Source organism: Ruegeria sp. AM4 (assembly GCF_056540665.1).
In genome coordinates this window covers 44,280-67,057 of record NZ_JBQFXD010000007.1, presented here as the reverse complement: position 1 = coordinate 67,057, position 22,778 = coordinate 44,280, and the positions used below count along the sequence as shown (strand labels likewise).

At 58.5% G+C, this 22,778-nt stretch carries 22 protein-coding genes; 13 read left to right on the top strand and 9 right to left on the bottom strand.

All coding sequences use genetic code 11. The annotated features are described in order from the left end of the window. Positions 1–119: 119 nt before the first annotated feature. Positions 120–698 carry a helix-turn-helix domain-containing protein gene (locus ACR0JA_RS14435; RefSeq protein ID WP_480576030.1) on the top strand — a complete coding sequence of 193 codons (579 nt, stop codon included), beginning with the start codon at positions 120–122 and terminating at the stop codon, positions 696–698. 127 nt (positions 699–825) lie between these two features. Beyond that, the gene (locus tag ACR0JA_RS14430) at positions 826–1,734 is read left to right on the top strand and encodes a LysR substrate-binding domain-containing protein (protein ID WP_480576027.1); all 909 of its coding nucleotides are present in this window, start codon (positions 826–828) and stop codon (positions 1,732–1,734) included. Here ACR0JA_RS14430 and ACR0JA_RS14425 read toward each other — a convergent pair. Genes ACR0JA_RS14425 through ACR0JA_RS14415 form a run of 3 tightly spaced genes read right to left on the bottom strand, consistent with a single transcriptional unit; the run spans position 1,703 to position 3,914 of the window. Beyond that, positions 1,703–2,275 carry a thiamine pyrophosphate-dependent enzyme gene (locus tag ACR0JA_RS14425; RefSeq protein WP_480576024.1) on the bottom strand — a complete coding sequence of 191 codons (573 nt, stop codon included), beginning with the start codon at positions 2,273–2,275 and terminating at the stop codon, positions 1,703–1,705. The two genes, ACR0JA_RS14430 and ACR0JA_RS14425, sit on opposite strands and share 32 nt — an antisense overlap. After that, on the bottom strand, positions 2,272–2,820 hold the full coding sequence (locus ACR0JA_RS14420) for a decarboxylase (RefSeq protein ID WP_480576021.1): 549 nt from the start codon (positions 2,818–2,820) through the stop codon (positions 2,272–2,274). Before ACR0JA_RS14420 ends, ACR0JA_RS14425 begins: the two co-directional genes overlap by 4 nt. Beyond that, positions 2,820–3,914, bottom strand: a complete 1,095-nt coding sequence (locus tag ACR0JA_RS14415; RefSeq protein WP_480576018.1) for a pyridoxal phosphate-dependent aminotransferase — start codon at positions 3,912–3,914, stop codon at positions 2,820–2,822. The genes ACR0JA_RS14420 and ACR0JA_RS14415 overlap by 1 nt, the downstream gene beginning before the upstream one ends. 129 nt (positions 3,915–4,043) lie before the next feature. Here ACR0JA_RS14415 and ACR0JA_RS14410 point away from each other — a divergent pair, with 129 nt between their 5' ends. The 7 genes from ACR0JA_RS14410 to ACR0JA_RS14380 are packed head-to-tail and all read left to right on the top strand — an operon-like array spanning position 4,044 to position 11,646. Further along, positions 4,044–5,069 carry a succinylglutamate desuccinylase/aspartoacylase family protein gene (locus tag ACR0JA_RS14410; protein WP_480576015.1) on the top strand — a complete coding sequence of 342 codons (1,026 nt, stop codon included), beginning with the start codon at positions 4,044–4,046 and terminating at the stop codon, positions 5,067–5,069. After that, complete coding sequence (locus ACR0JA_RS14405; RefSeq protein WP_480576012.1) at positions 5,066–6,526, top strand: aldehyde dehydrogenase; 1,461 nt, start codon at positions 5,066–5,068, stop codon at positions 6,524–6,526. The genes ACR0JA_RS14410 and ACR0JA_RS14405 overlap by 4 nt, the downstream gene beginning before the upstream one ends. A gap of 24 nt (positions 6,527–6,550) precedes the next feature. Continuing rightward, positions 6,551–7,921, top strand: a complete 1,371-nt coding sequence (locus ACR0JA_RS14400; RefSeq protein ID WP_480576009.1) for a Rieske 2Fe-2S domain-containing protein — start codon at positions 6,551–6,553, stop codon at positions 7,919–7,921. Beyond that, positions 7,918–8,550: a hypothetical protein gene (locus ACR0JA_RS14395; protein WP_480576006.1), complete on the top strand. Its 633-nt coding sequence runs from the start codon at positions 7,918–7,920 to the stop codon at positions 8,548–8,550. The genes ACR0JA_RS14400 and ACR0JA_RS14395 overlap by 4 nt, the downstream gene beginning before the upstream one ends. After that, positions 8,550–9,176 carry a hypothetical protein gene (locus ACR0JA_RS14390; RefSeq protein WP_480576003.1) on the top strand — a complete coding sequence of 209 codons (627 nt, stop codon included), beginning with the start codon at positions 8,550–8,552 and terminating at the stop codon, positions 9,174–9,176. The genes ACR0JA_RS14395 and ACR0JA_RS14390 overlap by 1 nt, the downstream gene beginning before the upstream one ends. Then, positions 9,176–10,366, top strand: coding sequence for a YlbE family protein (locus tag ACR0JA_RS14385; RefSeq protein ID WP_480576000.1), 1,191 nt, complete (start codon positions 9,176–9,178; stop codon positions 10,364–10,366). The genes ACR0JA_RS14390 and ACR0JA_RS14385 overlap by 1 nt, the downstream gene beginning before the upstream one ends. Next, positions 10,363–11,646 (top strand): amidase, encoded by a 1,284-nt coding sequence (locus ACR0JA_RS14380; RefSeq protein ID WP_480575997.1) that lies wholly within the window; start codon positions 10,363–10,365, stop codon positions 11,644–11,646. Before ACR0JA_RS14385 ends, ACR0JA_RS14380 begins: the two co-directional genes overlap by 4 nt. A gap of 73 nt (positions 11,647–11,719) precedes the next feature. Here the strand turns inward: ACR0JA_RS14380 and ACR0JA_RS14375 are convergent, their stop codons facing one another. The 4 genes from ACR0JA_RS14375 to ACR0JA_RS14360 are packed head-to-tail and all read right to left on the bottom strand — an operon-like array spanning position 11,720 to position 16,619. Further along, positions 11,720–12,217 carry a sarcosine oxidase subunit gamma gene (locus ACR0JA_RS14375; protein WP_480575994.1) on the bottom strand — a complete coding sequence of 166 codons (498 nt, stop codon included), beginning with the start codon at positions 12,215–12,217 and terminating at the stop codon, positions 11,720–11,722. 1 nt (position 12,218) lies between these two features. Further along, positions 12,219–15,089 carry a 2Fe-2S iron-sulfur cluster-binding protein gene (locus ACR0JA_RS14370; protein WP_480575992.1) on the bottom strand — a complete coding sequence of 957 codons (2,871 nt, stop codon included), beginning with the start codon at positions 15,087–15,089 and terminating at the stop codon, positions 12,219–12,221. After that, complete coding sequence (locus ACR0JA_RS14365) at positions 15,076–15,333, bottom strand: sarcosine oxidase subunit delta (RefSeq protein ID WP_480575989.1); 258 nt, start codon at positions 15,331–15,333, stop codon at positions 15,076–15,078. The genes ACR0JA_RS14370 and ACR0JA_RS14365 overlap by 14 nt, the downstream gene beginning before the upstream one ends. 14 nt (positions 15,334–15,347) lie before the next feature. Further along, a complete protein-coding gene (locus tag ACR0JA_RS14360) occupies positions 15,348–16,619 on the bottom strand; it encodes an FAD-dependent oxidoreductase (RefSeq protein ID WP_480575986.1) in 1,272 nt (423 codons plus the stop codon). 285 nt (positions 16,620–16,904) lie between these two features. On the opposite strand from ACR0JA_RS14360, the gene ACR0JA_RS14355 reads away from it, so the two are divergent. Then, a complete protein-coding gene (locus ACR0JA_RS14355; RefSeq protein ID WP_480575983.1) occupies positions 16,905–17,693 on the top strand; it encodes a phytanoyl-CoA dioxygenase family protein in 789 nt (262 codons plus the stop codon). A 212-nt stretch (positions 17,694–17,905) separates the two neighbouring features. After that, positions 17,906–18,382, top strand: a complete 477-nt coding sequence (locus ACR0JA_RS14350; RefSeq protein WP_480575980.1) for an N-acetyltransferase family protein — start codon at positions 17,906–17,908, stop codon at positions 18,380–18,382. A 45-nt stretch (positions 18,383–18,427) separates the two neighbouring features. Here ACR0JA_RS14350 and ACR0JA_RS14345 read toward each other — a convergent pair whose 3' ends face one another. Next, a complete protein-coding gene (locus ACR0JA_RS14345) occupies positions 18,428–19,474 on the bottom strand; it encodes an aromatic ring-hydroxylating dioxygenase subunit alpha (protein ID WP_480575978.1) in 1,047 nt (348 codons plus the stop codon). Positions 19,475–19,576: 102 nt separating this feature from the next. Further along, positions 19,577–20,500: a LysR substrate-binding domain-containing protein gene (locus ACR0JA_RS14340; RefSeq protein ID WP_480575975.1), complete on the bottom strand. Its 924-nt coding sequence runs from the start codon at positions 20,498–20,500 to the stop codon at positions 19,577–19,579. 96 nt (positions 20,501–20,596) lie between these two features. On the opposite strand from ACR0JA_RS14340, the gene ACR0JA_RS14335 reads away from it, so the two are divergent. Then, positions 20,597–21,682 (top strand): hypothetical protein, encoded by a 1,086-nt coding sequence (locus ACR0JA_RS14335; protein WP_480575973.1) that lies wholly within the window; start codon positions 20,597–20,599, stop codon positions 21,680–21,682. 153 nt (positions 21,683–21,835) lie between these two features. Then, positions 21,836–22,777: a fatty acid desaturase family protein gene (locus tag ACR0JA_RS14330; RefSeq protein WP_480575970.1), complete on the top strand. Its 942-nt coding sequence runs from the start codon at positions 21,836–21,838 to the stop codon at positions 22,775–22,777. Position 22,778 lies beyond the last annotated feature (1 nt).

Here is a 22,778-nt window from a genome sequence, read left to right as displayed (position 1 = left end):
CGTCTCTTTTCGTCACGGCCGTTCCCCCTTTAAGACCGCGATTGACGGAGGACGGAAAATTGACGCAACTGTGGGGACCAGCTTTTTGAAGACCAACCGCAATACCGGCACGGAAACCTGTGATCAAAGATCGAGATATTGAGCAAGACGTCGGACAGACTCTGCAAAGATTGCGGCAAGAGCGCAATCTGACCCTGTCCGAACTGGCGACAATTGCGCAGGTATCGGCCTCGATGATCAGCCGAATAGAAAACGGCAGCGTTTCACCTTCGCTTGGAACGCTTCAGGCTTTGGCGGATGCGATGGATGTGCCTTTGATGGCGTTGTTCGCACAGACCGAGGTTTCGGCAGATGTGCATCATGTCAAAGCGTGCGAGGGGTTGGCGTCGCGGCGGATCACACAAGGGCACGCACATGACTACCTGCTGCTCGGCAAACATGGTGGGCCGGGCGGTTCGTTTCAGTCCGCCCGGATCAGCATTTCCAAGGCGCAATCGGGATCTCTGCCCAGCTACCAGCACGAAGGATATGTCTTCCTGTACATGATCAAGGGCGATGCAATCTACAGGTGCGGCACCGAAGATTTTTCCATGACCACAGGCGATACCCTGAGTTTCGATGCCAAACTGCCCCATGGTTTCTCCGAGATCGTCTCCGAAAGTATAGAATTCATCACCGTCTCGACCCGCCCGCAATAGATTGCAAAGTCGACACGACCTTGCCCATCATGGATCATCGAAGCATAATCTTTGCAGGCGGTTGCGGGCTGTTTCATACTATTTTACTATGAACAACCTTTCGCAAACAACGACGGTTCCGCCTCCTATGAAAATCACTTTCAAACAGGTTGACGCCTTTCGCACGGTGGTATCAACCGGAACTGTCACCGAAGCAGCCGCAATGCTTGGGATATCGCAGCCTGCTGTCAGCCGTCTGATTTCGGATTTCGAGGCAGAGGTTGGGTTTCAACTGTTTCAGCGGTCAGGGCGGGTATTGGTGCCGACCGATGAAGCCCGGCTGCTGGTCGAAGAGGTGAGGCAGGCCGTGAGCGGCATGGAACACATCAAGGACTCGGCCGCCGCAATCGGAAAATTCGGCCACGCACGGCTGAACCTGGTGATCACCCCGGGGGTCTCTTCCCAACTGGCACCCGATCTGATCGGAAAATTCGTGGACACCTGTCCACATGCTATGGCGCGGATGGAAATCGCCCCGAACGACGACGCGGTCGAGTGGATGGTCTCGCAGAATTATGATTTTGGGATCACCACGACAGAACCGGCCAATCCTTCCTTCGAAAGCCTGGTAATCCGCGACAGTGATGTGTGCTGCGTTTTGCCCAGCGGCCACCATCTCGCAGGCAGAACCATCATTCAGGCGCGGGATTTGGAAGGAGAGAATTTCATATCCTACATGCCGTCGTCACGATTCCGGTTCGAGATCGATCAGTTTTTCGAAGCAAAGGGCATCGCTCGGCACATGCAGTACGAAACCCGCACGACTGATGCGGTGTGTCGTCTGGTCGCTCGGGGGTTGGGCGTTTCTGTCGTCGGCGCCAGCCTCGATTACCTCAAAACTCTGCCCGACTGTATCGCCCTACCCTTTGCTGCGCCTTTGACGTTTCGGGCAGTGCTGTTCTGGTCCAAGAACAAACCCCTCTCAGCAGTTGGGCAGTCTTTCCTGAAGATTGTCGAGGCGCAGGTCAATCGCGATTTAGCGCCTCACGAAAGCTAGAGCGGGCGATCGCGCTGTGGATATATGCATAGTCTCTTGGATAGGCGGTTCCGGCCTGCACCTCCATTGAAACGAATTGTGGGCCGCTTGCCGATAGAACATGCGGCAGTGCTTGCGAAAACTGATCCAAGTCGGCAAATCGCTGCACCCCGGCATAGCCTGCGGCCCAGGCCATGGCTGCAAAGTCGACCCTTTCGCCACCGGGCAAAGGATGTGACCCGTTTACCTCGTACACTCTGTTGACCGACAGAAAGTGATACAGATTGCTGACCTGTGCATTGGCGATTGTCACAAGCGAGCCAAGGTTCATCAACAGGCTGCCATCCCCATCCAGAACGATCACACGCCGCTTGGGATTTGCCAGCGCCAGTCCCAGACCATGTGAGGATGCCTGTCCCATCGCCCCGACCGCTACGTAGTTCAGATCACGCGGGTTCAGGGCCAACCAGTCGAAACAGCTTTGATAGACGGCGACTACGATGTCTTCGTCCAGGACATGCGGGATCAGCGCCTTCAAAGCCGCATCTCTATTCATGCTCATGAGGCCTCCGGCGATCGGCCAATCAGGAAGATATGAGGTCTAGAGGCGGCATAAGCGGCCTCGACGACAGGTGGTATCAGAACTTCGTCCCCGGGCTCTTCGATAAGTGAATGCGACAGGGTCATCGCATCCAGAACCGGCTGGATGATCCGCACTCCATACGAGGCCGACTGATCCGGCAGCAGATGGGGTTCCTTCCCTTGCAGGCCAACCATCATGACAATTGGCAATTCGTAGTCGACACCGATCGCACGGATCGCATTCAATGAATCCATTAGGCCGGTTTGTTGCATCATCAGAACTGCGCGCGTGCCGTTATAGGACATCGCACCACAAATGCTGACGCCTTCGTCTTCCTTGCAGATCCGGGTCAGGCGAAAATCGGGATCGCGCGAAATCGGCCACAGCAGACCGTCGCTGGTCACGATGTCCGGCAACGCAACGACTTCCCGAATGCCGGACGCTTTGATCGCCGCGATGATAGCGGCCCCGGAAGGATGCGCGACCGACGGAGCATCATCGCGGGCTTGCGAAGACGCGACCATCACAGGACTCCGTCCAGAAACGCAGCGATCCCGTCGCGCGCGGCCCGCATCTCATGCGGGTAGCCGATGGTAATGCGGATGTAATCGCGGTAGGCAGGCGAAGCGAACCGACGCACCATCACGCCCCGCTGCCTCAGAAACAGATCCGCAGCCTCCGCCGTTTTTGCCTGGTCCGGAAAGCGGACCAGTACGAAATTGGTCTGGCTTGGCACAACGTTCAACCCCAACGCCTTCAGTTCTGTCTCAATCCAACGCCGCCCAATTACGTTGGCTTCATAGACTGCTTGTATGTGGGCTTTGTCCTCCAACGCAGCGACCGCAGCAGCAACTGAAGGGGCAGAGATGGGGAACGTCAGACCAATCCGCCTTACACTGTCGACCACATCCTCGGGTCCATACATCCAGCCCACGCGCGCACCGGCCAGCCCGTAAATTTTCGAGAATGTCCGGCACATAACCACATTGTCCGAGTCCTCAACCAGCTTGTGCGCAGGCTCATAATCCTGGGCGTCGACATATTCTTCGTACGCGGCGTCTATGATCAGCAATACGTGCGCAGGCAGCGCGGCGTGCAACCGCCGCAACTCGGCGCCGTTCAGGTAGGTTCCTGCCGGGTTTTCGGGATTGGCAAGATAGACGACACGCGTTCGGTCGCTTAGCGCATTGATCATCCGATCTACTGACGGCTTGAAAGCATCATCCTCAACAGACACAACCTCGGCATCGTTCGCATAGGCGTAGTTGGGCACTTTCAAATACCCATTGGCACTGCGGATCAACTCGGTGCCGGGTCCCAGATAGGCGCGGGCCAGCCGCGCCAGCAAGTCATCCGACCCCTGCCCGGTTGTGATCCGCGCCGCATCCAACCCAAAATGCCTGGCAATGGACGGGGTTAGAATTCTGTCTGGATCCTCCATGTATCGCTCGACCGTGCTGATGGCAGCACACGCGGCTGCACGCGCGTTCGGACTGGGCCCAAAGACGTTTTCGTTTGAATTCAGCAAAGTAGCTGGCGGCGGCAGGCCTTCAGACAGCCCGCCCACCATATGAGGTTTGATCCTGTCGATTCCAGCTTTTGCGCGACTGAGCGCCATTGAATTCCTCCGGCAGGGCCATGGGGTGGCCGCGAGTTCTCACCCTTCATATCACATATCACCCATATTTTATCAATTCACTTTCAAAAAAATTATGATATGAAGCAGGCATCCAACCTATGAGACCGAATGACCCATACTGCTTCACCACATCCCAGCCGGCTGACCCTGACCATCGATCTTGATGCGCCAGGCAGGCACGTGGGCGATCTGATGCTGAAATGGTCCGACAATTCGGTGCCACTGGGATACCACCCCGTACCGGTGATCAGTGTGAATGGTCGCCCGGGGCCAAGTATCCTGATCCTTGGGGGCACACATGGCGACGAATTTGAAGGGCCAGCCGCCATCATGCGTCTCGCCGCGCGCCTGAACCCAGAGGAGCTGACGGGGCAGGTCATTCTGATCCCGGGCCTGAACGCACCCGCCCTCGCGGCGGCGTCTCGCGTGTCACCGCTGGATGGTCAGAATCTGAACCGGGCCTTTCCCGGAGACGCCGAAGGCGGTCCAACGGCGATGCTTGCGCACTTTGTTGAAACTGTCCTGCTGCCGCGGGTCGATGCCGCGATTGACCTGCATTCTGGTGGCAAAGCCTCGGTCTTTGCCGCATGTGCTTTGGCCGCCCGCACGCAGACCGATGCGCTGACCGCCGCCAACATGGAACTTGCCCGCGCCTTTGGGCTGCCTTTGATCTGGGTACTGGGGGCGCATAACGACAATCGATCCGTAAATTCGGCGGCAGCCCGGACCAACACCCCAATGATCGCCGCCGAACTTGGCGGCGGTGGTGGCCTTGACCCCGAGATCACCGATCTTACCGAGGCGGGATTGATACGGTGTCTTGGGCATCTTAGTATTGTGTCGGGCGTTCAGTTCGAACCGGCAACGCCGAAATGTGTCGAAATCACCGACCCTTCGCATTCGGTTTACGCCCCCGCTGACGGCCTGTTTGACCGGCGTTGTTCTGCGGGCCAACACGTCGAACGCGGTGCGTCCGCCGGAAAGTTGCACTTTCCGGCCGAGCCGGAACGCCCATCGATGGATCTGAAATTCTCGACTGCGGGGTTTGTCTTGGCCCATGGCAACCGGGGCATCGTCCAACGTGGCGACCTGTTGGCGTTGGTAGCCCAAACTGTGTCCGGTGACATGGTATGAAAAACTACACTCCCTTCATCTCGGGCGCGTATATGGATTGGGCTGGGGAGTCTCTGACCAGTATCGACCCAGCGACCGGCCAGGGTTGGAGTACAATTGCCCGTGGCAACGACCATACTGCCGATCAGGCGATCCAGGACGCAGATCACGCCTTTCGCAATGGACCATGGGCGAAATTGGCTACAAATGAGAGAGCAGGCATGCTCGACCGGGTGGCGGATGCGCTGGAACACCGTTGGGAACAGCTTGTCACACCCGAAATCCGTGACAACGGAAAGCGGATTACCGAAGTGCGGGGCCAGTTTTCCGGCCTGCACATTTGGTTCCGCTATTTCGCTGCCCAAGCGCGCGAACTGGAGCCTGAGGCGCAGGCGAATTCGGTCCCCGGTGTACGCAGCGTGGGCCACCACATTCCCTATGGGGTTGTTGTCGCCATTACGCCCTGGAACTCACCTCTGATGATCATGGCCTGGAAACTGGCCCCGGCACTGGCGGCGGGCAATACTGTCGTGGTGAAACCGTCCGAGATGGCCTCGGCCTCGACGCTGGAATTCGCGCAACTGGTGTATGAGGCAGGTCTGCCACCCGGCGTGCTGAATGTCGTGACCGGGCTGGGGCATGAAGTGGGCGAGGCGCTGGTACGGCACCCATTGACCCGCAAAGTCACCTTTACCGGATCGGATCCGGGTGGCCGCAAAGTGGCCGAGGCAGCTGCTGCGGGCGTCGTCCCAACGGTGCTGGAACTGGGCGGGAAGTCCGCGCAGGTGGTCTTTTCAGATTGCGATCTGGACAACGCGGTCAACGGGATTTTGTCAGGTATCTTTTTGTCCAACGGCCAGACATGTGTCGCCGGTTCCAGGCTGATCGTTCAGGCCAGCCTGAAAGACACGCTGGTCTCACGTCTGATCGACCGCGCAAGTGCATTGAAGATGGGCGATCCTATGGACCCTGAAACGCAGATCGCGCCGCTGGCCAACGAACCCCATCTGCGCAAAGTGTCCGCGATGATCAAGCAGGCCAGGGCCGAGGGTGCCGTTTGCCTGTTGGACGGCTTGGAAACCGCCGCGGGACACGACGGGTACTATGTCGGCCCGACCGTATTCGACGGTGTTACGCCCGAGATGCAGCTTTGGCGACAAGAGGTTTTTGGACCGGTGCTGGCGGTCACCAGCTTTGAAACCGAAGACGACGCCATCGCGCTGGCCAATGACAGCGATTATGGTCTGGCCGCCGGGGTTTGGACAACCGATGCCAGCAAAGGCGCGCGCGTCGCCGAAGCCATTGCGGCGGGCACTGTCTATATCAACCACTATCGCAGCGTCGATCCAGCCAGCCCAATCGGCGGGATCAAATTGTCTGGCTATGGGCGTGAGCTTGGCCCCAATGCCATCAAGGATTTTTGCCAAACCAAATCGATCTGGACCGGCACCGCTCCGGTACCTGATCCATTTCCCTGACCACGGATACGCGCGGAGGACGCTATGAACGATCATTTCTCAGCCCCCAAAGGCAATTTCCGAGGTCACGATCAGCAGAAAGTCTGGCACGAACGCCCCGACCCTGAACTGACCGAGGTTGGCCCCGGCACCCCCTGCGGCGAATACCTGCGTCGGTTCTGGATGCCGGTGGCGATGACCGATCAGATCGGCGACCTACCCTATCGTTTGCGCATACTGGGCGAGGATCTGGTTCTGTTTCGCGAAAAGAAAGATGGCAAACTGGGTCTGACCCATCTGCATTGCTGCCACCGCAATATGAGTCTTGAGTTTGGTATCGTCGAAGAAGGCGGCATTCGCTGTTCCTATCACGGTTGGAAATACGGGCTGGACGGCACCATTTTGGAAACTCCGTGCGAACCGCCCGCCTCTCAGGTCAAGAAAAAGGCCTGTCTGGGGGCCTATCCGGTGATCGAATACAAAGGTTTGGCCTTTGCCTATATGGGTCCCGCCGAGGAACAGCCCCCCTTTCCGGTGATGGACACGTTCGACGACAATGGCGACGAACTGGTGCCCTATCTGATCAAATCGCCCTGCAACTGGCTGCAAGTGATGGAGAACGCATGGGATCCGTTCCATGTGGTGTATCTGCACACTCTGGCCGTGCGCAGCCAATTCATCGACGCGTTCGCCGAGATGCCGATGATCGAGTTTCACGAAAGCCAGACGGGCGATTTCTACACAAATGTCCGGCGGGTCGATGATATCGTTTGGGTCCGCATACACGACCACATGTTGCCTTCATTCACACAGAATGGCGGTCATTTCCCGGTTCCGGACGGGCCGCGCTATTTTGGGCGCTGCGGCTTGTCGCGCTGGATCACTCCAATTGACGACACCAATACCATGGTCATCGCCTGGCGGCACTTTCGGGATGAGGCCGCGAATGACGATCCAAAGGGTCTGACGGACAAAAGCAAGGTCGGTTACGGGATGACCGATTTCTACGGTCAGGATCCCGACCGCCCTTATGAGATGCGCCAGCGCGATCCTGGCGACTATGATGCGTGGGTCAGTCAGGGGCCAAGGAACATCCATGCCCGCGAAAACCTCAGCTTCACCGACCGGGGTGTGGCCAAGGCACGCCGCCTGTTGCGTAACGCCATTCGCGCCCTGCAAAAAGGTGAACGCCCGCCGCAGCCCTCGGACAGTTTCGCTGGCAAGGTGATCCCGACCTATGCGGGCGATACAATGCTACGCATTCCGGTGCAGGAGGGGCGCGACGACGGCGCGGTGCTGAAAGAGATCTCGCACCAGGTGGCCGAGATCTACAAATCCGGCGACCACCTTCAGGGCGATGCGCGCAAGGCGTTCATCGTCGACGCACTCAAAAACTACGAGGCAAGCTGGTCATGACCACACGCATTCCCCACAACCCCGGTCGGGTCGACTGGTCCGGTGAAAACCCCGGCATCTATCTGAAACAGGACCCAGCACAGGATCATTACGACACGCTGGCACTGTTCTTTCGGGTGGTTCTATCACCATACGGACGTGGCAACGCGGCACTGATCCTGGGTGCCCCGGATCAGGCGCAGGGCTGGCCGCAGGTGCCCAACCTGATCATGACCGACAACCAGCGGATGATGCGCTGGATCGTGGATGGCTGGGTCACGAAGATGCCGACGTTCATTGGCAAGGCCGGGCTCGGCGCAATGACCTGGCTGGATTGCGACAGTGTCGAAAAGCGTCCCGGCAATCTGAAATCGCGCTATTCCGAAACCTTGCGCGGCTCGGGCGTAACGGTCGAGATGATCTGGCAGGATATGGGACCGCCATTACCGGTCGAAGTGACCAAAGAGAACTCGGCCACCAAAGCGCACGAAATGTACTCGGTATTTCTCGAGGCCAAAACGGCGCAAGTCGTGATCAATGGCACCCCCTTGCCCGGACAGGTCGCCAGCCGTCAGTTCTTTGGCCGTACCATGTCGACCGCTTTCCTGGCGTTTTCCGAGACCTGGGTGACCCCGCAGGAGGATCTGTAATGCCTTTGAACGAACCGATTACCCCGGGCACCGTCGATTGGACCGGCGAGAATCCGGGTATCCTCCTGAAAGATGACAATGACAATTTCTCGGCCATGGCGTTGTTCTTTCGCGTTGCCTGGTCGCCGGTTGGTCAGGGTCAAGTCCTGTTGCTTTACGGAACACCCGATCAGATCGACGGATCTTCATACGCGCCAAACGTGATCCTCAGCGACAATCCCGATCTCACGACGTTTCTGAAAACAAATTTTATCAGCAAACTGGCCGCGTTCGCCAATGCGCCTGCCTTTGCCACACTGCCCGAGATCGGCGCGCAGGTTGTCCGCACCTCCGGTGACCCGATGAGCCACCGCTATTCCGAAACCGTCGTCGGCGAGAACCTGACAATCGAACTGGTCTGGGAAGGCTTTGAGCCACCCCGTGCGCTGGAACTGTCCCCGCATGAGGTCGCATCGGGCGAGCAGAACATGTTCTCGTTGTTGGTACCTGCGCATTCGGCGCAGATCATCGTCAATGGCCGACCGCTGCCGGGCAAACTGGGCAAACGTGTACAAGCCGGTTACGAGACGACGAGCGCGTTCCTGTATTTCTCGGAAACATGGATCATTCCACCGGAGGATGCGTGATGCTGCATCCGGCTGATCAACTGGCCTTTGACCGGGCAATGGTGACTCAGCCGGTGTGGAACCGTTTCAACACTGCATCTGAAGCTTTAGGTTTGGACGAAAACGTTCTGTTGCATGCCGGACCGGCCTTTGCCAGCCCGGATCAGATAACCGCCCCAATCCTGAATTCGGCTTGTGTTGCCGCGGTCTGGCAAGGTCTGGCGAAGGATTTTGATCGGGCCGAAGCGATGATCAACGCTGGCGAGATACTCCTGCAACCAGCGCAGGACCACGATGTAGTGACACCTCTGGCTGCCGTTGTCTCGGCTGAAATGCCGCTGCACACGGTCTATGATGCGTGGCGCGGACAGCACAGGGTGTACGCACCGATCAACGCGGGCAGCCGACCGGCAATGCGTCTGGGACTGCGGTCCGAGGCGGTGCTGGACCATATTCGTTGGCTGAATACCCGGTTTTTGGATGTGTTGGAGAAGGGAATCGCTGAAGGGATCGCTCTGGTCCCGTTAGCCGTGATCGGACTGATGGGCGGGGATGACTGTCATGGTCGTACACCAGTTGCCGCTCAGGCGCTGGTAGCGGAACTTAAGGACCGTACGCCCGGTGGTATCTCGGATGACGACGTGCTGGCCTTCATGGACAGCTCGCCCTCACTGTTTCTCAACCTCTGGATGGCAGCCACCAAATGTATGATGAAACTGGCCGAAGGGATCGAGGATTCCAGCTTTGTTACAGCGGCAGGCGGAAATGGTCGCGATGTCGGCATTCAGGTTTCCGGCCTCGCGAACCAGTGGTTCACGATCCCTGCCAACCCGCCAAAGGGGGCGTTTGACGTGGAGTTGCCAGAGGACCGCGCCCTCGGCGCAATTGGCGATAGCGCCGTGGTTGAGGCATTCGGACTGGGCGCAATGGCTATCGACCTGAGTCCTGAGCAGGAAAAGGGGCTGGGGTCATTTCTTCCCGCAGACGCGCAGGCGCGCATGTCCGGCCTGTCGGTCGGAGCGCACCCCTATTTCCGCGCATTGGATGTACAGCTTGGCAGCACGGCGCGCGGTGCAGTTGTGCAAGGTTCCGGGCCGGTGATCGGCCTGGGCATCCTTGACCGTCTGGGCGAGGCCGGGCGGTTGGGGGGTGGCATCTACGACATGCCTGTTGCCCCTTTCGCTGCGGCGCTGAAAGCGCTTGAAGCATGACCCCCCTGAACCAGCGCTCTGCCCACGTACTTGCAGCGATGATCCGGTCGGGCGAGGTCAAACCATCGCAAGTGATGGCCGAGCATCTGGACCGGATCAAGGATCGGGAACCTGTTATCGGGGCTTTCCAGACTCTCGATGCAGCGCGCGCCATGGAGAGGGCATATGTTGCCGACGAACTCGGCCATCGTGGGCCGCTTCACGGCGTGCCGTTTGCGATCAAGGACATCATCGACACCGAAGACATGCCGACCGGATGGGGCAGCGACCTGTATGCCGAACGGCAACCGGACCGCAACGCGGCTTGTGTTCACGCGTTCTTGAACGCCGGTGCAATTCCCATCGGCAAAACCGTCACCACGGAATTCGCGTATTTTCGCCCAGGCAAGACCGCCAACCCGGCCAACCCCGCGCATACGCCCGGAGGGTCGTCATCCGGTTCGGCCGCTGCGGTGGCCGACTTTATGGCACCGCTCGCATTTGGATCGCAAACCGCTGCATCGCTGATCCGGCCTGCGGCGTATTGCGGGGTCTGCGGGTTCAAGCCAACCACCGGGCGATATGATCTGACGGGGGTCATGGGCCTGTCCGAAAGCCTTGACACATTGGGGGTTTTGGCCCGCGATCCGCGGGATCTGTCGCTGTCCGACGCGGTGTTACGCGGAACGGACCTGCCACCGCCGCCCGCCTTCGACGATACATTGCCGCGGATCAGCCTGATGCGCGGCCCGTATTGGCAGGACGGCTCGGTTGAGATGCGGGATACCTGCACGCGCGCGCTGGCCACCCTTGCCACAACCGGGGCCGAGACCGGAGAAATCGCCCACCCGCCGATTTTTTCCCAACTCACTCAGGCTCAAATCGCTGTCATGGGATACGAGGTCGCGCGGCAACGCGCGCATGAAAACGCTGTCGGCGTCCCCGGCATCAGCCCACAGTTTCATGACCTCGTCACCGCAGGGTTGGCGGTCAGCGATATAGACTACCGCGCTGCGCTGGACCTGCGGGATCACGCAGGTGCGATGCTGGATCAAATGTTCCGAGACGTGGATGCTCTGTTGGTTCCGTCCGCGCCCGGACCAGCACCGTTGGGATTAGATGCGACCGGAGATCCGCTTTATTCTCGGATGTGGAACCTGTTGCAAGTTCCATCGGTCGCCTTGCCCTTTGGAACCGACCAGCGAGGCCTACCTTTGGGCATTCAGCTGATCGGGCGAAAGGGCGGCGATGCCCGCCTTTTGGACATCGCGGCGTGGGTTCATCAACACCTGTCGAAATGACCTGCCACAAGAACACACGGTCCCGCCGATTGCCCAACGCGTCCGAAGACGCCCTGCCCAAGGTATCCTGCGATCAGGCCATGGCCCTTGCCACATAGTCTTCGACCATATCGGCAAAACTCTGCTCTACGGCGAATTCAAAGCCGTCCTGAAACCGCATCACCAATGCCTTGTGGCCAAAGACCTCGGTATAGGTTACTGCATCCGGCGCAAACACCGTGTCGTGCAGATCCAACGGACAGGCAATTGCCATGATCTCGCCCGCATCTGGGCCGGTCACCTTGAAAAAAGTCATCGTGTCCGAGACCCACACAATGCTGATACCCGCCGGGCAGTCTGTGGGTTTCAGGGCGGCATCCAACGGCTCTTCCTGCTCAAGCGGTGCGCGCACGATCCAATGATTGCGGCCGATATAGAAAAGCTCTTTGCCATCCTTTTCGGTTCGTTGGTTGGGACGGTCCGGAAAGCCCGGCAATGCATCGCCAACCCAGGCCTCAATCCCCTGCGACAGGCCTTTGAGGTCGAACAGAGCCATCATCCCGCAGCGTTGAAACATGACGTCATAGCTCATCTCAGGACCTCAGCAGTTTGCCTTCGGGATCATGGAACACCGGTTTCGTCACCGTCACGGGGATCACATCATCCTGCAGCCGGACATGGGCAGTTTCACCCTGACGTGCGCGGCCATTTTCCAACAGCGCCAGCCCGACCCAGCGGTTGTTCACCACGCTCCAGACGCAGGCTGTGACCAGCCCGTCCGTGGCCTCTTTCCGACCTCCTGGAGTCAGGGGCGCACCTTCGGGGATTTGCCGGTTCGGGTCTTCGGCCAGAATACCCACCAACTCGCGCCGTCGAGCCCCGCGCGCTCGACGCAGCGCAATAGATCGTTTGCCCAGATAATCCGGCTTTTTCTTCGACATCGCCCAGCCCATGCCCAGATCATAGGCATCGACAGTGCCGTCAACCTCGTGTCCCAGCGACAGGAACCCCTTTTCGACCCGCAGCACGTGGCTGGATTCCGAGCCAACCGGCAAAATCCCAAAGGGCGCGCCGGCATCCATCACCTTATCCCAAAGCTCGACCATGTGGCGCGGGGCAACATTCACCTCATAAGACAGCTCTCCGGTAAAGCTGACGCGAACCACGCGTGCTGGCAGGCCCGCGACAATGCCATCGCGGAAAGACATGAACGGGAACGCCTCGGGTGACAGGTCGATATCCGTGCCCAGCGCCTGCATCACCTCGCGCGCCTTGGGGCCGCAAATGGTGGCGTTGTTCCACTGGCTCGTGACGGTGGTGATCATCACCTGCCAATCGGGGAACTCGGTCTGCAACAGCTTTTCCATATGCTGGTTCACCGCGTCCGCATGACCGGTCGAGGTCGAGATCAACCAGCGATGTTCATCCAGCCGAAACGCAACGCCATCGTCCAGGATCAGTCCATCCTCGGACAGCATCAGCCCATACCGCCCGTCGCCCGGTTTCAGGCTCGACATGACGTTGGAATAGATGAAATCGAGGAATTTCGGAACGTCCCGGCCCTTTAACTCGAATGTCCCGAGCGGAGAGCCGTCGTAGACCCCGACGCCTTCGCGCACTGCGCGGCATTCGCGATTCACGGCCTCCTGCAATCCTTCGCCCGGTTTCGGGAAATATCCCGGTCGCCGCCAGCGGGCGCCTGCTTCGTACATTACCGCGCCATTGTCCTTGTTCCATTGCGTCACTGGGGTATGGCGGTACGGGAACAGACCCCAGCCTTCGCGCAGGCCACCTATCGCGCCGAATGACACCGGGGTGTAGGGCGAGCGGAACGTCGTTGTGCCGACCTCTTGCAGCGGCAACCCCTTTTGCATCGCTACAGTTCCGATGATGTTGATATTGCCGGTTTTGCCCTGGTCGATCCCCATGCCGCCGGTCGTGTAGCGTTTGACATGCTCGACATTGTCATAGCCTTCGCGCAGAGCCAGATGCACATCACTGACGGCGACGTCGTTCTGAACGTCCAGAAACGCCTTTCCGCGTTGACCCGCAACATCCACGCGCCAGAGCGGTTCGATCGCATATGGCAGATCTACGCCGCCCTCAATAATAAGATCGAGCGTCAAATCACCGGCGGCGGCACCAACGGCCCGACAGGGTTGTACCGCCTGATCGGGACAAAAAGCGGCCAGATTTTCGTCGAACCGCAACGTGCTGCGAGACTGAGACCACAGGTGCACGGTTGGATTCCAGCCCCCGGAACACGCGAGCAGATCGCAGGTGATCCAGGTCCCGGGACCGCCTGTGTTGGGTACTGCCTTCACGGCGCGGATGCCTTTGTGACCCCGGACCTCGCCAACCACGGTTCCGGAATGCACCGTAATACCGGTGACCAGATCCAACGCCGAATTCGGCACCGTTTCGCGGCTGTCGAGGATCGCCGCGACAGCGACCCCAGCGGCCAACAAGTCAGCCGCTACCGCATAAGCGCTGTTGTTATTGGTAAAGAGGACCGCGCGCTGTCCAGGCGTGACGCCCCAGCGGTTGACATATGCCTGTACCGAAGAGGCCAGCATCACGCCGGGTCGGTCATTGTTGCCAAACACCATCGCGCGTTCCGTGGCCCCGGTGGCGATCACCACCTCAGATGCACGGACACGCCAACTGCGCTCGAGGATCGCGTGCTGTTTGGGCTCGCGCTCGTTCACGATCATCAGATTGTGCTCACGATAGGCCCAGACGGTTGCATTTTGCAGATGGATCACGTTCTCCATCCGGTCCAATTCGGCCACTGCATCGGCCACCCAGTCCATCGCCGGACGGCCATTGATGGTCAGGTTTCGGTTGAGCAGACTGCCGCCCGCCTCGGGCCCTTCATCTGCCAGAAACACCCGTTTGCCCGCGCGCGCCGCCTCAAGCGCAGCCTGCAGTCCGGCAGGACCAGCCCCGGCGACCAGCACATCGGTATGCGCATTGCGCGCCTCGAAATGACCCTTGCTTGGGGGTCTGGCAGGCGCGGCAGCCAGACCGGCGGCCTTGCGGATCGACGGTTCAAACAGGTGCCAATTGGGCCATTTGAAGGTCTTGTAATAAAATCCCGCCGGGATGAACCGCGCAAACAGCTGGTTGATACCGCCCAGATCGAACTCTGGCGAGGGCCAACAATTGACCGACCGGGCGCTCAGACCGTCGCGTAACGGGACCGTCGTCGCCGGACGATTGCCCGAGGCGTCTTCTCCGTCCAGTTCAACCAATGTCGCCGGTTCCTCGGGGCCGTGAGCCATAATCCCGCGCGGGCGATGGTATTTGAAGCTGCGTGCCGTGACGCGCACGCCATTTGCCAGCAGCGCGGAGGCAAGCGTGTCGCCCTCAAACCCTTCGTAGGGTTTGCCATTAAACGTGAATCGCAGTGGGCGGTTTCGGTCGATCCGCCCGCCCGAGGCGCGGCGCTTAGCTTGTACCATCGGGCGCCTCCACAATGTCATGGGTCCGCGTATCACGCCAGATCGTGAACCATTCTCCACATCCACGCGCATGCCACCATTTCTCGTGAACCGGGCCCAGGGGGTTCGGCGTCACCGTCAGGTATTCGACCCATTCCGCGTCGCTGGCAGCATTGGGATCGGGACGATCCGCCCCGACCGGGCCGCCATAGATGAATTCGCTTTCGTTGCGCTTGCCACAGAATGGGCAGGTTATAAGCAACATGATCCTGTCCTTTCCTAGCGCGCGGTGGTGGTGCCGGCTTCCATCACAAAATCCAGATGCCGGAAACGATCGAGTGTGAATGGTGCCATAAGCGGATGCGGCTCTCCTTTGGCGACCAAATGCGCCAAAGTGAGCCCCCCAGCCGGAATCGCCTTGTACCCCCCCCACCATCCGGCAGTGACGAACAGGCCCGGAACCTCGGTCTGATCCATGATGGGCGAGGCATCATGAGCGATATCCAGATGTCCGCCCCATTGCCGCATCAGTTTGAGCTTTTTGAAGCTTGGGAACAGCGACAACATCGCGGTAACGGTGTCTTCGAAAACATGCTGTTTGATATCTCGGCGAAAGCTTTGCCCCATATCGGGCGCACCGCCAATCACCATCTCGCCCTTGTCCGACTGACTGAAATAGAACCCGCTGTCAGGGCAGTTCACAATCACATCGACAAGCGGCTTTACCGGTTCTGACACAAATGCTGTCAGGTTCATCGTCCGCAATGGCAGTTTCAGCCCTGCGGTTTCGGTCAGAGTCGTCGTATGTCCCGAAACGGCCACGACGACCTTGCTTGCTTTTACGACACCGCGATTGGTCTCGACCCCTTCGATCGCCCCGTTCGCCCCCCGTATCAGTGATTGCACTGCGGTTTGCTGATGAATTTCAACCCCACGCGCGTCAGCCGCGCGCGCATAACCCCAGGCGACAGCATCATGCCGGTTTACCCCCGCATCCGTGTGGACCATCCCGCATATCACCGGCAAACGGGCCTCAGCACCTCCGCCGGTCAGTGCTGGAATGCGACGGCGCACTTCTTCGGTCGTGATCTGTTCATAAGTCGAACCGTAGATGTCCATCGCAAGCTGCCGTCGACGCAATTCACGCAGCTTTGGCCAGGTCTGCACGATGTCCACCATGGAGCGCTTTGAATGCATCATGTTAAAGTTCAACTCATCCGTCAGCCCTTCGTACATGGCGACGGATTTGACATAGAACGGGATCGACTCGTCCCGCATGTAGTTCGAACGGATCGTAACGGTGTTTCGGGCGATGTTTCCGCCGCCCAGCCAACCCCGCTCAAGCACGGCGACATTTGTGATGCCGTATTCCTTGGCCAGATAGTAGGCCGTCGCCAAACCGTGCCCACCAGCCCCGATCACGATTACATCATAGCTGTCCTTCAGCGGCGGGCTGCGCCACGCCAAAGGCCAGTTGCGGTGACCGGATAGTGCATTTCGAGCCAGTGAGAAAACGGAGTACTTTTGCATATTGGTAATAATATTTATCAACACGCATCATCAGTCAATGATTTTCTACCGGCGTGGCCATCCAACCCGATGCCCGGATTGCGGCTCTATGCCGATGCCGAAAAATGGTTTAGCCTGCAGCTATGAGCCTTCGCGTAGCACAGTTCCATAACCGCCTGTCCGGCAAGTGGTCGGCACGCTCGCTGTGGCCGTGTTTCATCATCAACTGCCGCAGTTCACCTGCACTGTAACGTCAGAAAAACCGGGCGCGATGCGCCCTCCGTTTACAACCGCCTCAGCGCATGGGGCGAAAAATAGAGACGTTACATGACACAAAAACCTGACCTCAAAACTCTGCAAGAGAGCTACGCGCGCGACGGAGTCGTGCTGTTGAAAAACGTGCTGTCGCAAGACTGGCTGCACAAGCTGCGCAAGGCCGTCGACGTCGAAACCGCCAAAGGCGATCGCTATTTTGCCTATAAGAATATGCGAGAGCATCCAGGCGTGTTTCAGGACTATTGCCTGATGTCGGATATCGGTCAGCGCGTGGCCGAAGTGGCTGACAGCCCCTGGACATCGCTGATCTACGACCAGATTTTTGCGAAAGAGCCCGGGACCAAAACCCAGACCGGCTGGCATACCGATCAGCCCTATTGGCCGGTTGCTGGGCCGATTATGACCATGTGGATCGCCTTGGACCCGGTAGACCCGGACAATGGCGCATTGGAATTTGTCCGCGGGTCACACGCTTGGGGTGCCAAGTACCGACCCTTCAAGACCGACCAGCTTGGCGGGTTCCTGCACTATCTTGAGGAAGACAACCCCGACTATATCGACATGCCCGATTTTGAGGCTAACCGCAGCGCATACGATATATTTCACTATCCGCAGATGGAGCCCGGCGACGCGTTGGCCTTTGACGGCATGACCGTGCATTCGGCGATGGGAAACCGCACATCGACCCGGCGCAGGCGCGGCTATGCAATCCGCTTTGCTGTCGATGGTGCAACCTACGAGCCCCGCGATACCGTGACCGAATGGCTTCATGACGACAGCCTGCGCCCCGGAGCACCCTTTGCTGGTGGGCGGTTTCCGGTGATCTACAGAGCGGCGTAGCCAGAGATAGACCTCACCACGTTGATCATGCATCGGGCAACTTGACGTTTACCTGCCGAAGGCACATGGTTGGGTCATGATCATCATGACCCAACCCTTCGGACGCTATTGCCACGCCCCCTAATCGGTGCGGTCAATGATGTTCAGTCTGAAAGTGCCGCCACAGCGCGGCATTTTTCTTTTCGCTTCTGTGGCGCCCACAGGAGAAAACGATGAGAGAAACAGACACTGACGCAACCGCGAACATCCGCGATGCAAGACCTGCAGACTTGCCGCGTTTGATCGCGATGGTTCGCGCTCTGGCCACCCATCACGGGGATATCCCAAAGGTCAACGCTGCAGCATTGCAACGGGATGTGTTTGGGTCGCCGCCATGGCTTTATGTGCTGGTTGCCGAAGTGGAAGGCGACGTTGTTGCCTATACTGCGCTGTGTCCGTTGACCCAGTTGCAAACCGGTCGTCGCGGCATCGACATGCATCATCTTTTCGTGGATCAGAGGTTTCGTGGCACCGGCATTGGGCGGCAGCTTATCGAAAGCACAAAGCAAAAGGCGCTGGCCCTATCATGTACCTACTTGATGGTCGGCACCCACCCCGACAACGCGGACGCCCAGGCCGTTTATCGGGTGTGTGGGTTCGAACGACATGATGCTACGCATCCCAGGTTTTACATTTCACTCGACACTTAGTGGGTTTCCGATCCTGTCAGACTGGCTTATGCGCGAAGCCACGCATCAAGCCCGAGCGGCAATATCCGCCGGGCTGGCTTCGGCTTCGATGGTCCGATCCAATGTCTTGCGAAACAGTTTGGCACCTGCGTCGAGCCCCAGGTCGATATGGGGCGTTTTGGCGTGTTTCATTCCCAGATGAACCTGTTCCAGAACCTCCTTGTCCTCAAGAAAGGCCATACGCGCGCCATCATTCATGAATCTGGACACCTCGGCATTGTCGGGGTCGGAATTGCGGTGCTGAAACCAGAAATATCTGGTCCGGTCTTCATCAATCGGCGTCATGAAATTGTAGGAGATGTTGATGAATGTCTCGGCGACAGCTGGCTTGTCATACCCGCCAGTCCCAACCGGTGTGTAAATGGATTTGTTCAACCCGATTGCGGGCATGCACATCTCGTAGTGCTGCAAGCGGTCACAATCGCCGTCAAACGCGACAAGTTTCGCATAGTACGGCGAAGGCGGCTTGTTCTCGATCCAGCGTGAGACGATCACACCCCGGTCGGTCCGTTCCACATTCAGGGGCTCTTCGTCCGTGCCAGCACCGGCAAACGAAGATACGTGAACCCAGGCGACGTGGCTGGGATCAAGAAGATTGTCGCAAACCCAGAGGTAATGGCAATCGATGTCCATCACGCCACCATCGGTCTTTCCCCAGCTTGGATTGTCAAAATTGTCAATCGGGAAAATCTTGTCCGGATCCGCCAGTTCCGGATCCCCCATCCAGATCCACAGGAACCGATAGCGGTCGACCACGGGATAGGATCTCACGACCGCTCTGCGAGGCGTCATGCCGCGTTGGGTCGGGCTGTCCGTACACTTGCCTGAGCAGTCGAATTTCAGACCGTGATAGCCGCATTCAACTACATCCCCGATCAGGTTGCCTTTGGACAATGGAAGCTTACGGTGCGGACAGGCGTCTTCGAGCGCGACAGGGGTACCGTCCTGCTGCCGATAGAAAACGATATTCTCACCAAGAAACGTCTCGGCCTTCAGTTCGTGCTTGATATCCTTGCTCCAGGCGGCGACGTACCAGCAATTTCTCAGAAACATGGATAGGCTCTCCATTCGGTCAGATGGCTTGCACCAGTATGAGCAGCAGAGCTGCGTTGCGCCATGCCGGAAATGTAATGGCTTGTATAAGCCTTGCTAATTTCAAACCGCGTCCGGGTCGGGTATTTCCGGCTGCGCCTCGACCTCAGCGTGAATCCAGTTCAGAAACTCTGTTACCTTCGAACTGTCCTTGGCTTCCTGGGTGCGGACCAGCCAATAGGACAGCGGCGATTGGGTCATTTCAGTGAAAGGACGGATCAAACGCCCATCCGCCAGCATATCGATGACCAGCGGCTCACGCCCCAATGCAACGCCCAGACCTTCGATCGCGGCTTGAACAACCATGTTCGATTGCCCCAATCGCCGAGTCCGCACCGTGTTGGGCAATGTTAGGCCGCATTGCCGCGCCCAGAATTCCCAGGTCGGACTGGCCGCCCCATGGTGGAGGTTTTCATCCACCAGCAGGGTGTGCCGCGCCAGATCCTCAACCCGATGCAAATCGGACCGCAATGAAGGGGCGCACACGGGAAACAACCTTTCTGACATCAACAAATCAACCTGGTACCCAGGAAAATCGCCTAACCCATACCGAATTCCAACATCAGCATCCGAGCCAGAAAACGGGTATTGCCCTGTATCCGTGGCAATGGAAATCGACAGGTCCGGATGCGCCATGTCAAACCGCAGGAGCCGCGGAAACAACCAGTTGAACGCAAAGCCAGGCAGGCAGGAAATCACGATCGTCCGATCGGTGCGCGTTTTGTCCCGAAGCTGCATACACACATCCGAGATACGTCCCAGCCCTTCCGAGATTGCCAGCGCAAGCTGCTCACCTTCGCGAGTGGGGCGCGATTGCCGCGCGCCGCGCACCAGCAGATCTCGACCCAACCACTCTTCCAGCGAGCGGACGTGCTGACTGACTGCGCTTTGGCTAACGCCCAATTCTGTCGCGGCAGAGGAAAACCCGGAATGCCGGACAACAGCCTCAAAGGCGCGCAGGGCGGAATAGGGCAAATTCAGGATCATATTAGCCACCCTAATGACAACCATTATCACATTCAAATGGATTGGCCATGAAGCCACGCGCTACTTTAAAGCCACCGGAATCCGCAGGAGATCGCAATGTCGGACATCACACCCGAGCGCGGCGCGCGAAATCTCTTGTCGAACTGCGCCCGTGCGGTGGCGGGGGATCGGTTGTTGATCGCCTATGAACCGCCCGAGTTCGGGTATTTCGACGCCGATAGCGTCGCTATCGTCTCGGGCGTTGCCCGCTCCATGGGTTTGTCGGTCGACGCGGTGGATGTGGGGTTCAATCCCGGCAACCCAAATCTGTCTCCGGAATTGCTGGCCCGGTTCGAAGATGCCGACATCATCCTGTTTCTGGCCCGCCTAGGGGACCAACTGCGGTTCTCAGATATGCCGCTAGGCAAGAAGATCATCGTCAGCTTCGCCCTCAGCCGAGAGCTGTTCGGATCAGGGTTCTCGAACGGGCATCACGACGCGTTCATGGAACTCAAAGCCGGGATCAACGCAGTGCTGAACACCGCGCAAGACGTGCGCTTTACCTGTCCTCTTGGCACGGATGTCAGGGGACGACCAGAGATGAACCTGAACCCATCAGGCGACACCTCGATCCTGCGCTTTCCGATGTCCGTCTTCACACCGGTTCCCGCGCACAGTTTTTCTGGCCGGGTGGCACTGACATTCCTGACCGGCACCGGATCGAAATACTATGACGACTATACGATCGAATTCGACCGCCCGGTCTTTGCCAAGCTGGACAACGGTCGGCTAACAGGGTTCGACGGTAATCCGGCCGACACCGCTCGCGCCGAGGCCCACTACGATCGGGTTGCGGCGCAGTTCGATATAGACCGCAATTTTGTACATTCCTGGCACGCTGGCTTTCATCCGGGCTGCGGATATCCTTGGGACATGCGCGACAATTACGAGCGCTGGGGCGGCTCGGCCTTTGGCAATCCGCGTATTCTGCATTTCCATACCTGCGGTGCCTATGCGCCGGGCGAAATCAGTTGGAATGTATTCGACCCGACAATCGTGATAGACGGCGTAACTTTATGGGAGCACGGAATTTTCCACGCCCATCGGTTGCCCGGCGGGTCCCGGATACTGGACCGCTATCCATGCGCAGCCGGGCTGTTTGTCAGCCCCGACACGGATATCGGATTGCGCAGCGTTGGATAACTTTCCGGCTTGATCGGACATCCCATGCCGCGATAACCTGTCGGCAATAGCGCGATCAGTATGGGCGCTATGGTGCGGAGCACTCCCGTCTCCGGTGCCGGATCATGTGGTGAGGGCGCGGCCCCCGCACCGGCAAAAATATGTGGAACTCACATGTCACAAGCAATCGTTACCCCATTGAGTCAGGCTTTGGCCGAAGGGAAACTTACGCGTGAAGAACTGAAAGGCTTCATGCAGCGGTCAAACGGCCCCGGTCTGCGCCATCTGGCGCTATGGATACTGGTGCTGGCCTTTACCACAACACTCGTCACGCTCGCGTGGAACAGCTGGCTGATCTGGCCCGCAATGTTCCTGCAAGGCATCGTTCTGGTGCACCACTTTTCGCTGCAGCACGAGTGTGTGCATTACACCGTGTTCCGAACCCGATGGCTGAATGATCTGGTTGGCCAGATTTGCGGCCTGATTATCATCCTGCCGCATCGCTTCTTCCGCTACGAACATTGTGATCATCACACCTATACGCAACTGACCGGAGAAGACCCCGAGCTCATCCCGCTACCCAAGACAATTGGCCAATATCTGCTGTACCTGTCCGCCCTGCCCTATTGGCGCGGCAAGTTCACCGAGCTGTTTCGTCACGCAAGCGGCAACCTCAGCGAGACCGAATTGCGGTTCATTCCAAAAGTTGAACATCAGGCTGTGTATCGCGATGCCCGTCGAATGCTGGTCATTTATGCTGCGATTTTTCTCGGCATGGCCGTCACCGGTTGGTGGGGTCTGATCTGGTACTGGATCATACCGTTGTTTCTGGGTGAACCGGTCATGCGCTTTATCCGAATGACGGAACATGTCGGACGCCCGACCGTGGCCCAAATGTCGGAAAACACCCGTACAAATTTGGTTTCAGCCCCTTGGGCATTTCTGTGCTGGAACATGAACTACCATGCAGAGCATCACTATGTCGCCTCGGTTCCATTCCATGCCTTGCCGCGCCTGCATGAGAAACTCAAAGACCACATTCACGTCGAGCCCGGCGGGTATCTCGCCGCACATCGCGAAATCCTGCGACAAATCCAAAACGGGGCGAGGGCATGAA

What these genes read in the sequence shown, in the direction of transcription:
- ACR0JA_RS14345 (WP_480575978.1), bottom strand. Translation starts at nt 19,474, where the DNA reads ATGTTTCTGAGAAATTGCTGGTACGTCGCCGCCTGGAGCAAGGATATC.
- ACR0JA_RS14415 (WP_480576018.1), bottom strand. Translation starts at nt 3,914, where the DNA reads ATGGCGCTCAGTCGCGCAAAAGCTGGAATCGACAGGATCAAACCTCAT.
- ACR0JA_RS14365 (WP_480575989.1), bottom strand. Translation starts at nt 15,333, where the DNA reads ATGTTGCTTATAACCTGCCCATTCTGTGGCAAGCGCAACGAAAGCGAA.
- ACR0JA_RS14380 (WP_480575997.1), top strand. Translation starts at nt 10,363, where the DNA reads ATGACCCCCCTGAACCAGCGCTCTGCCCACGTACTTGCAGCGATGATC.
- ACR0JA_RS14375 (WP_480575994.1), bottom strand. Translation starts at nt 12,217, where the DNA reads ATGAGCTATGACGTCATGTTTCAACGCTGCGGGATGATGGCTCTGTTC.
- ACR0JA_RS14405 (WP_480576012.1), top strand. Translation starts at nt 5,066, where the DNA reads ATGAAAAACTACACTCCCTTCATCTCGGGCGCGTATATGGATTGGGCT.
- ACR0JA_RS14390 (WP_480576003.1), top strand. Translation starts at nt 8,550, where the DNA reads ATGCCTTTGAACGAACCGATTACCCCGGGCACCGTCGATTGGACCGGC.
- ACR0JA_RS14355 (WP_480575983.1), top strand. Translation starts at nt 16,905, where the DNA reads ATGACACAAAAACCTGACCTCAAAACTCTGCAAGAGAGCTACGCGCGC.
- ACR0JA_RS14410 (WP_480576015.1), top strand. Translation starts at nt 4,044, where the DNA reads ATGACCCATACTGCTTCACCACATCCCAGCCGGCTGACCCTGACCATC.
- ACR0JA_RS14385 (WP_480576000.1), top strand. Translation starts at nt 9,176, where the DNA reads ATGCTGCATCCGGCTGATCAACTGGCCTTTGACCGGGCAATGGTGACT.
- ACR0JA_RS14370 (WP_480575992.1), bottom strand. Translation starts at nt 15,089, where the DNA reads ATGGTACAAGCTAAGCGCCGCGCCTCGGGCGGGCGGATCGACCGAAAC.
- ACR0JA_RS14340 (WP_480575975.1), bottom strand. Translation starts at nt 20,500, where the DNA reads ATGATCCTGAATTTGCCCTATTCCGCCCTGCGCGCCTTTGAGGCTGTT.
- ACR0JA_RS14425 (WP_480576024.1), bottom strand. Translation starts at nt 2,275, where the DNA reads ATGAGCATGAATAGAGATGCGGCTTTGAAGGCGCTGATCCCGCATGTC.
- ACR0JA_RS14430 (WP_480576027.1), top strand. Translation starts at nt 826, where the DNA reads ATGAAAATCACTTTCAAACAGGTTGACGCCTTTCGCACGGTGGTATCA.
- ACR0JA_RS14350 (WP_480575980.1), top strand. Translation starts at nt 17,906, where the DNA reads ATGAGAGAAACAGACACTGACGCAACCGCGAACATCCGCGATGCAAGA.
- ACR0JA_RS14420 (WP_480576021.1), bottom strand. Translation starts at nt 2,820, where the DNA reads ATGGTCGCGTCTTCGCAAGCCCGCGATGATGCTCCGTCGGTCGCGCAT.
- ACR0JA_RS14395 (WP_480576006.1), top strand. Translation starts at nt 7,918, where the DNA reads ATGACCACACGCATTCCCCACAACCCCGGTCGGGTCGACTGGTCCGGT.
- ACR0JA_RS14330 (WP_480575970.1), top strand. Translation starts at nt 21,836, where the DNA reads ATGTCACAAGCAATCGTTACCCCATTGAGTCAGGCTTTGGCCGAAGGG.
- ACR0JA_RS14400 (WP_480576009.1), top strand. Translation starts at nt 6,551, where the DNA reads ATGAACGATCATTTCTCAGCCCCCAAAGGCAATTTCCGAGGTCACGAT.
- ACR0JA_RS14335 (WP_480575973.1), top strand. Translation starts at nt 20,597, where the DNA reads ATGTCGGACATCACACCCGAGCGCGGCGCGCGAAATCTCTTGTCGAAC.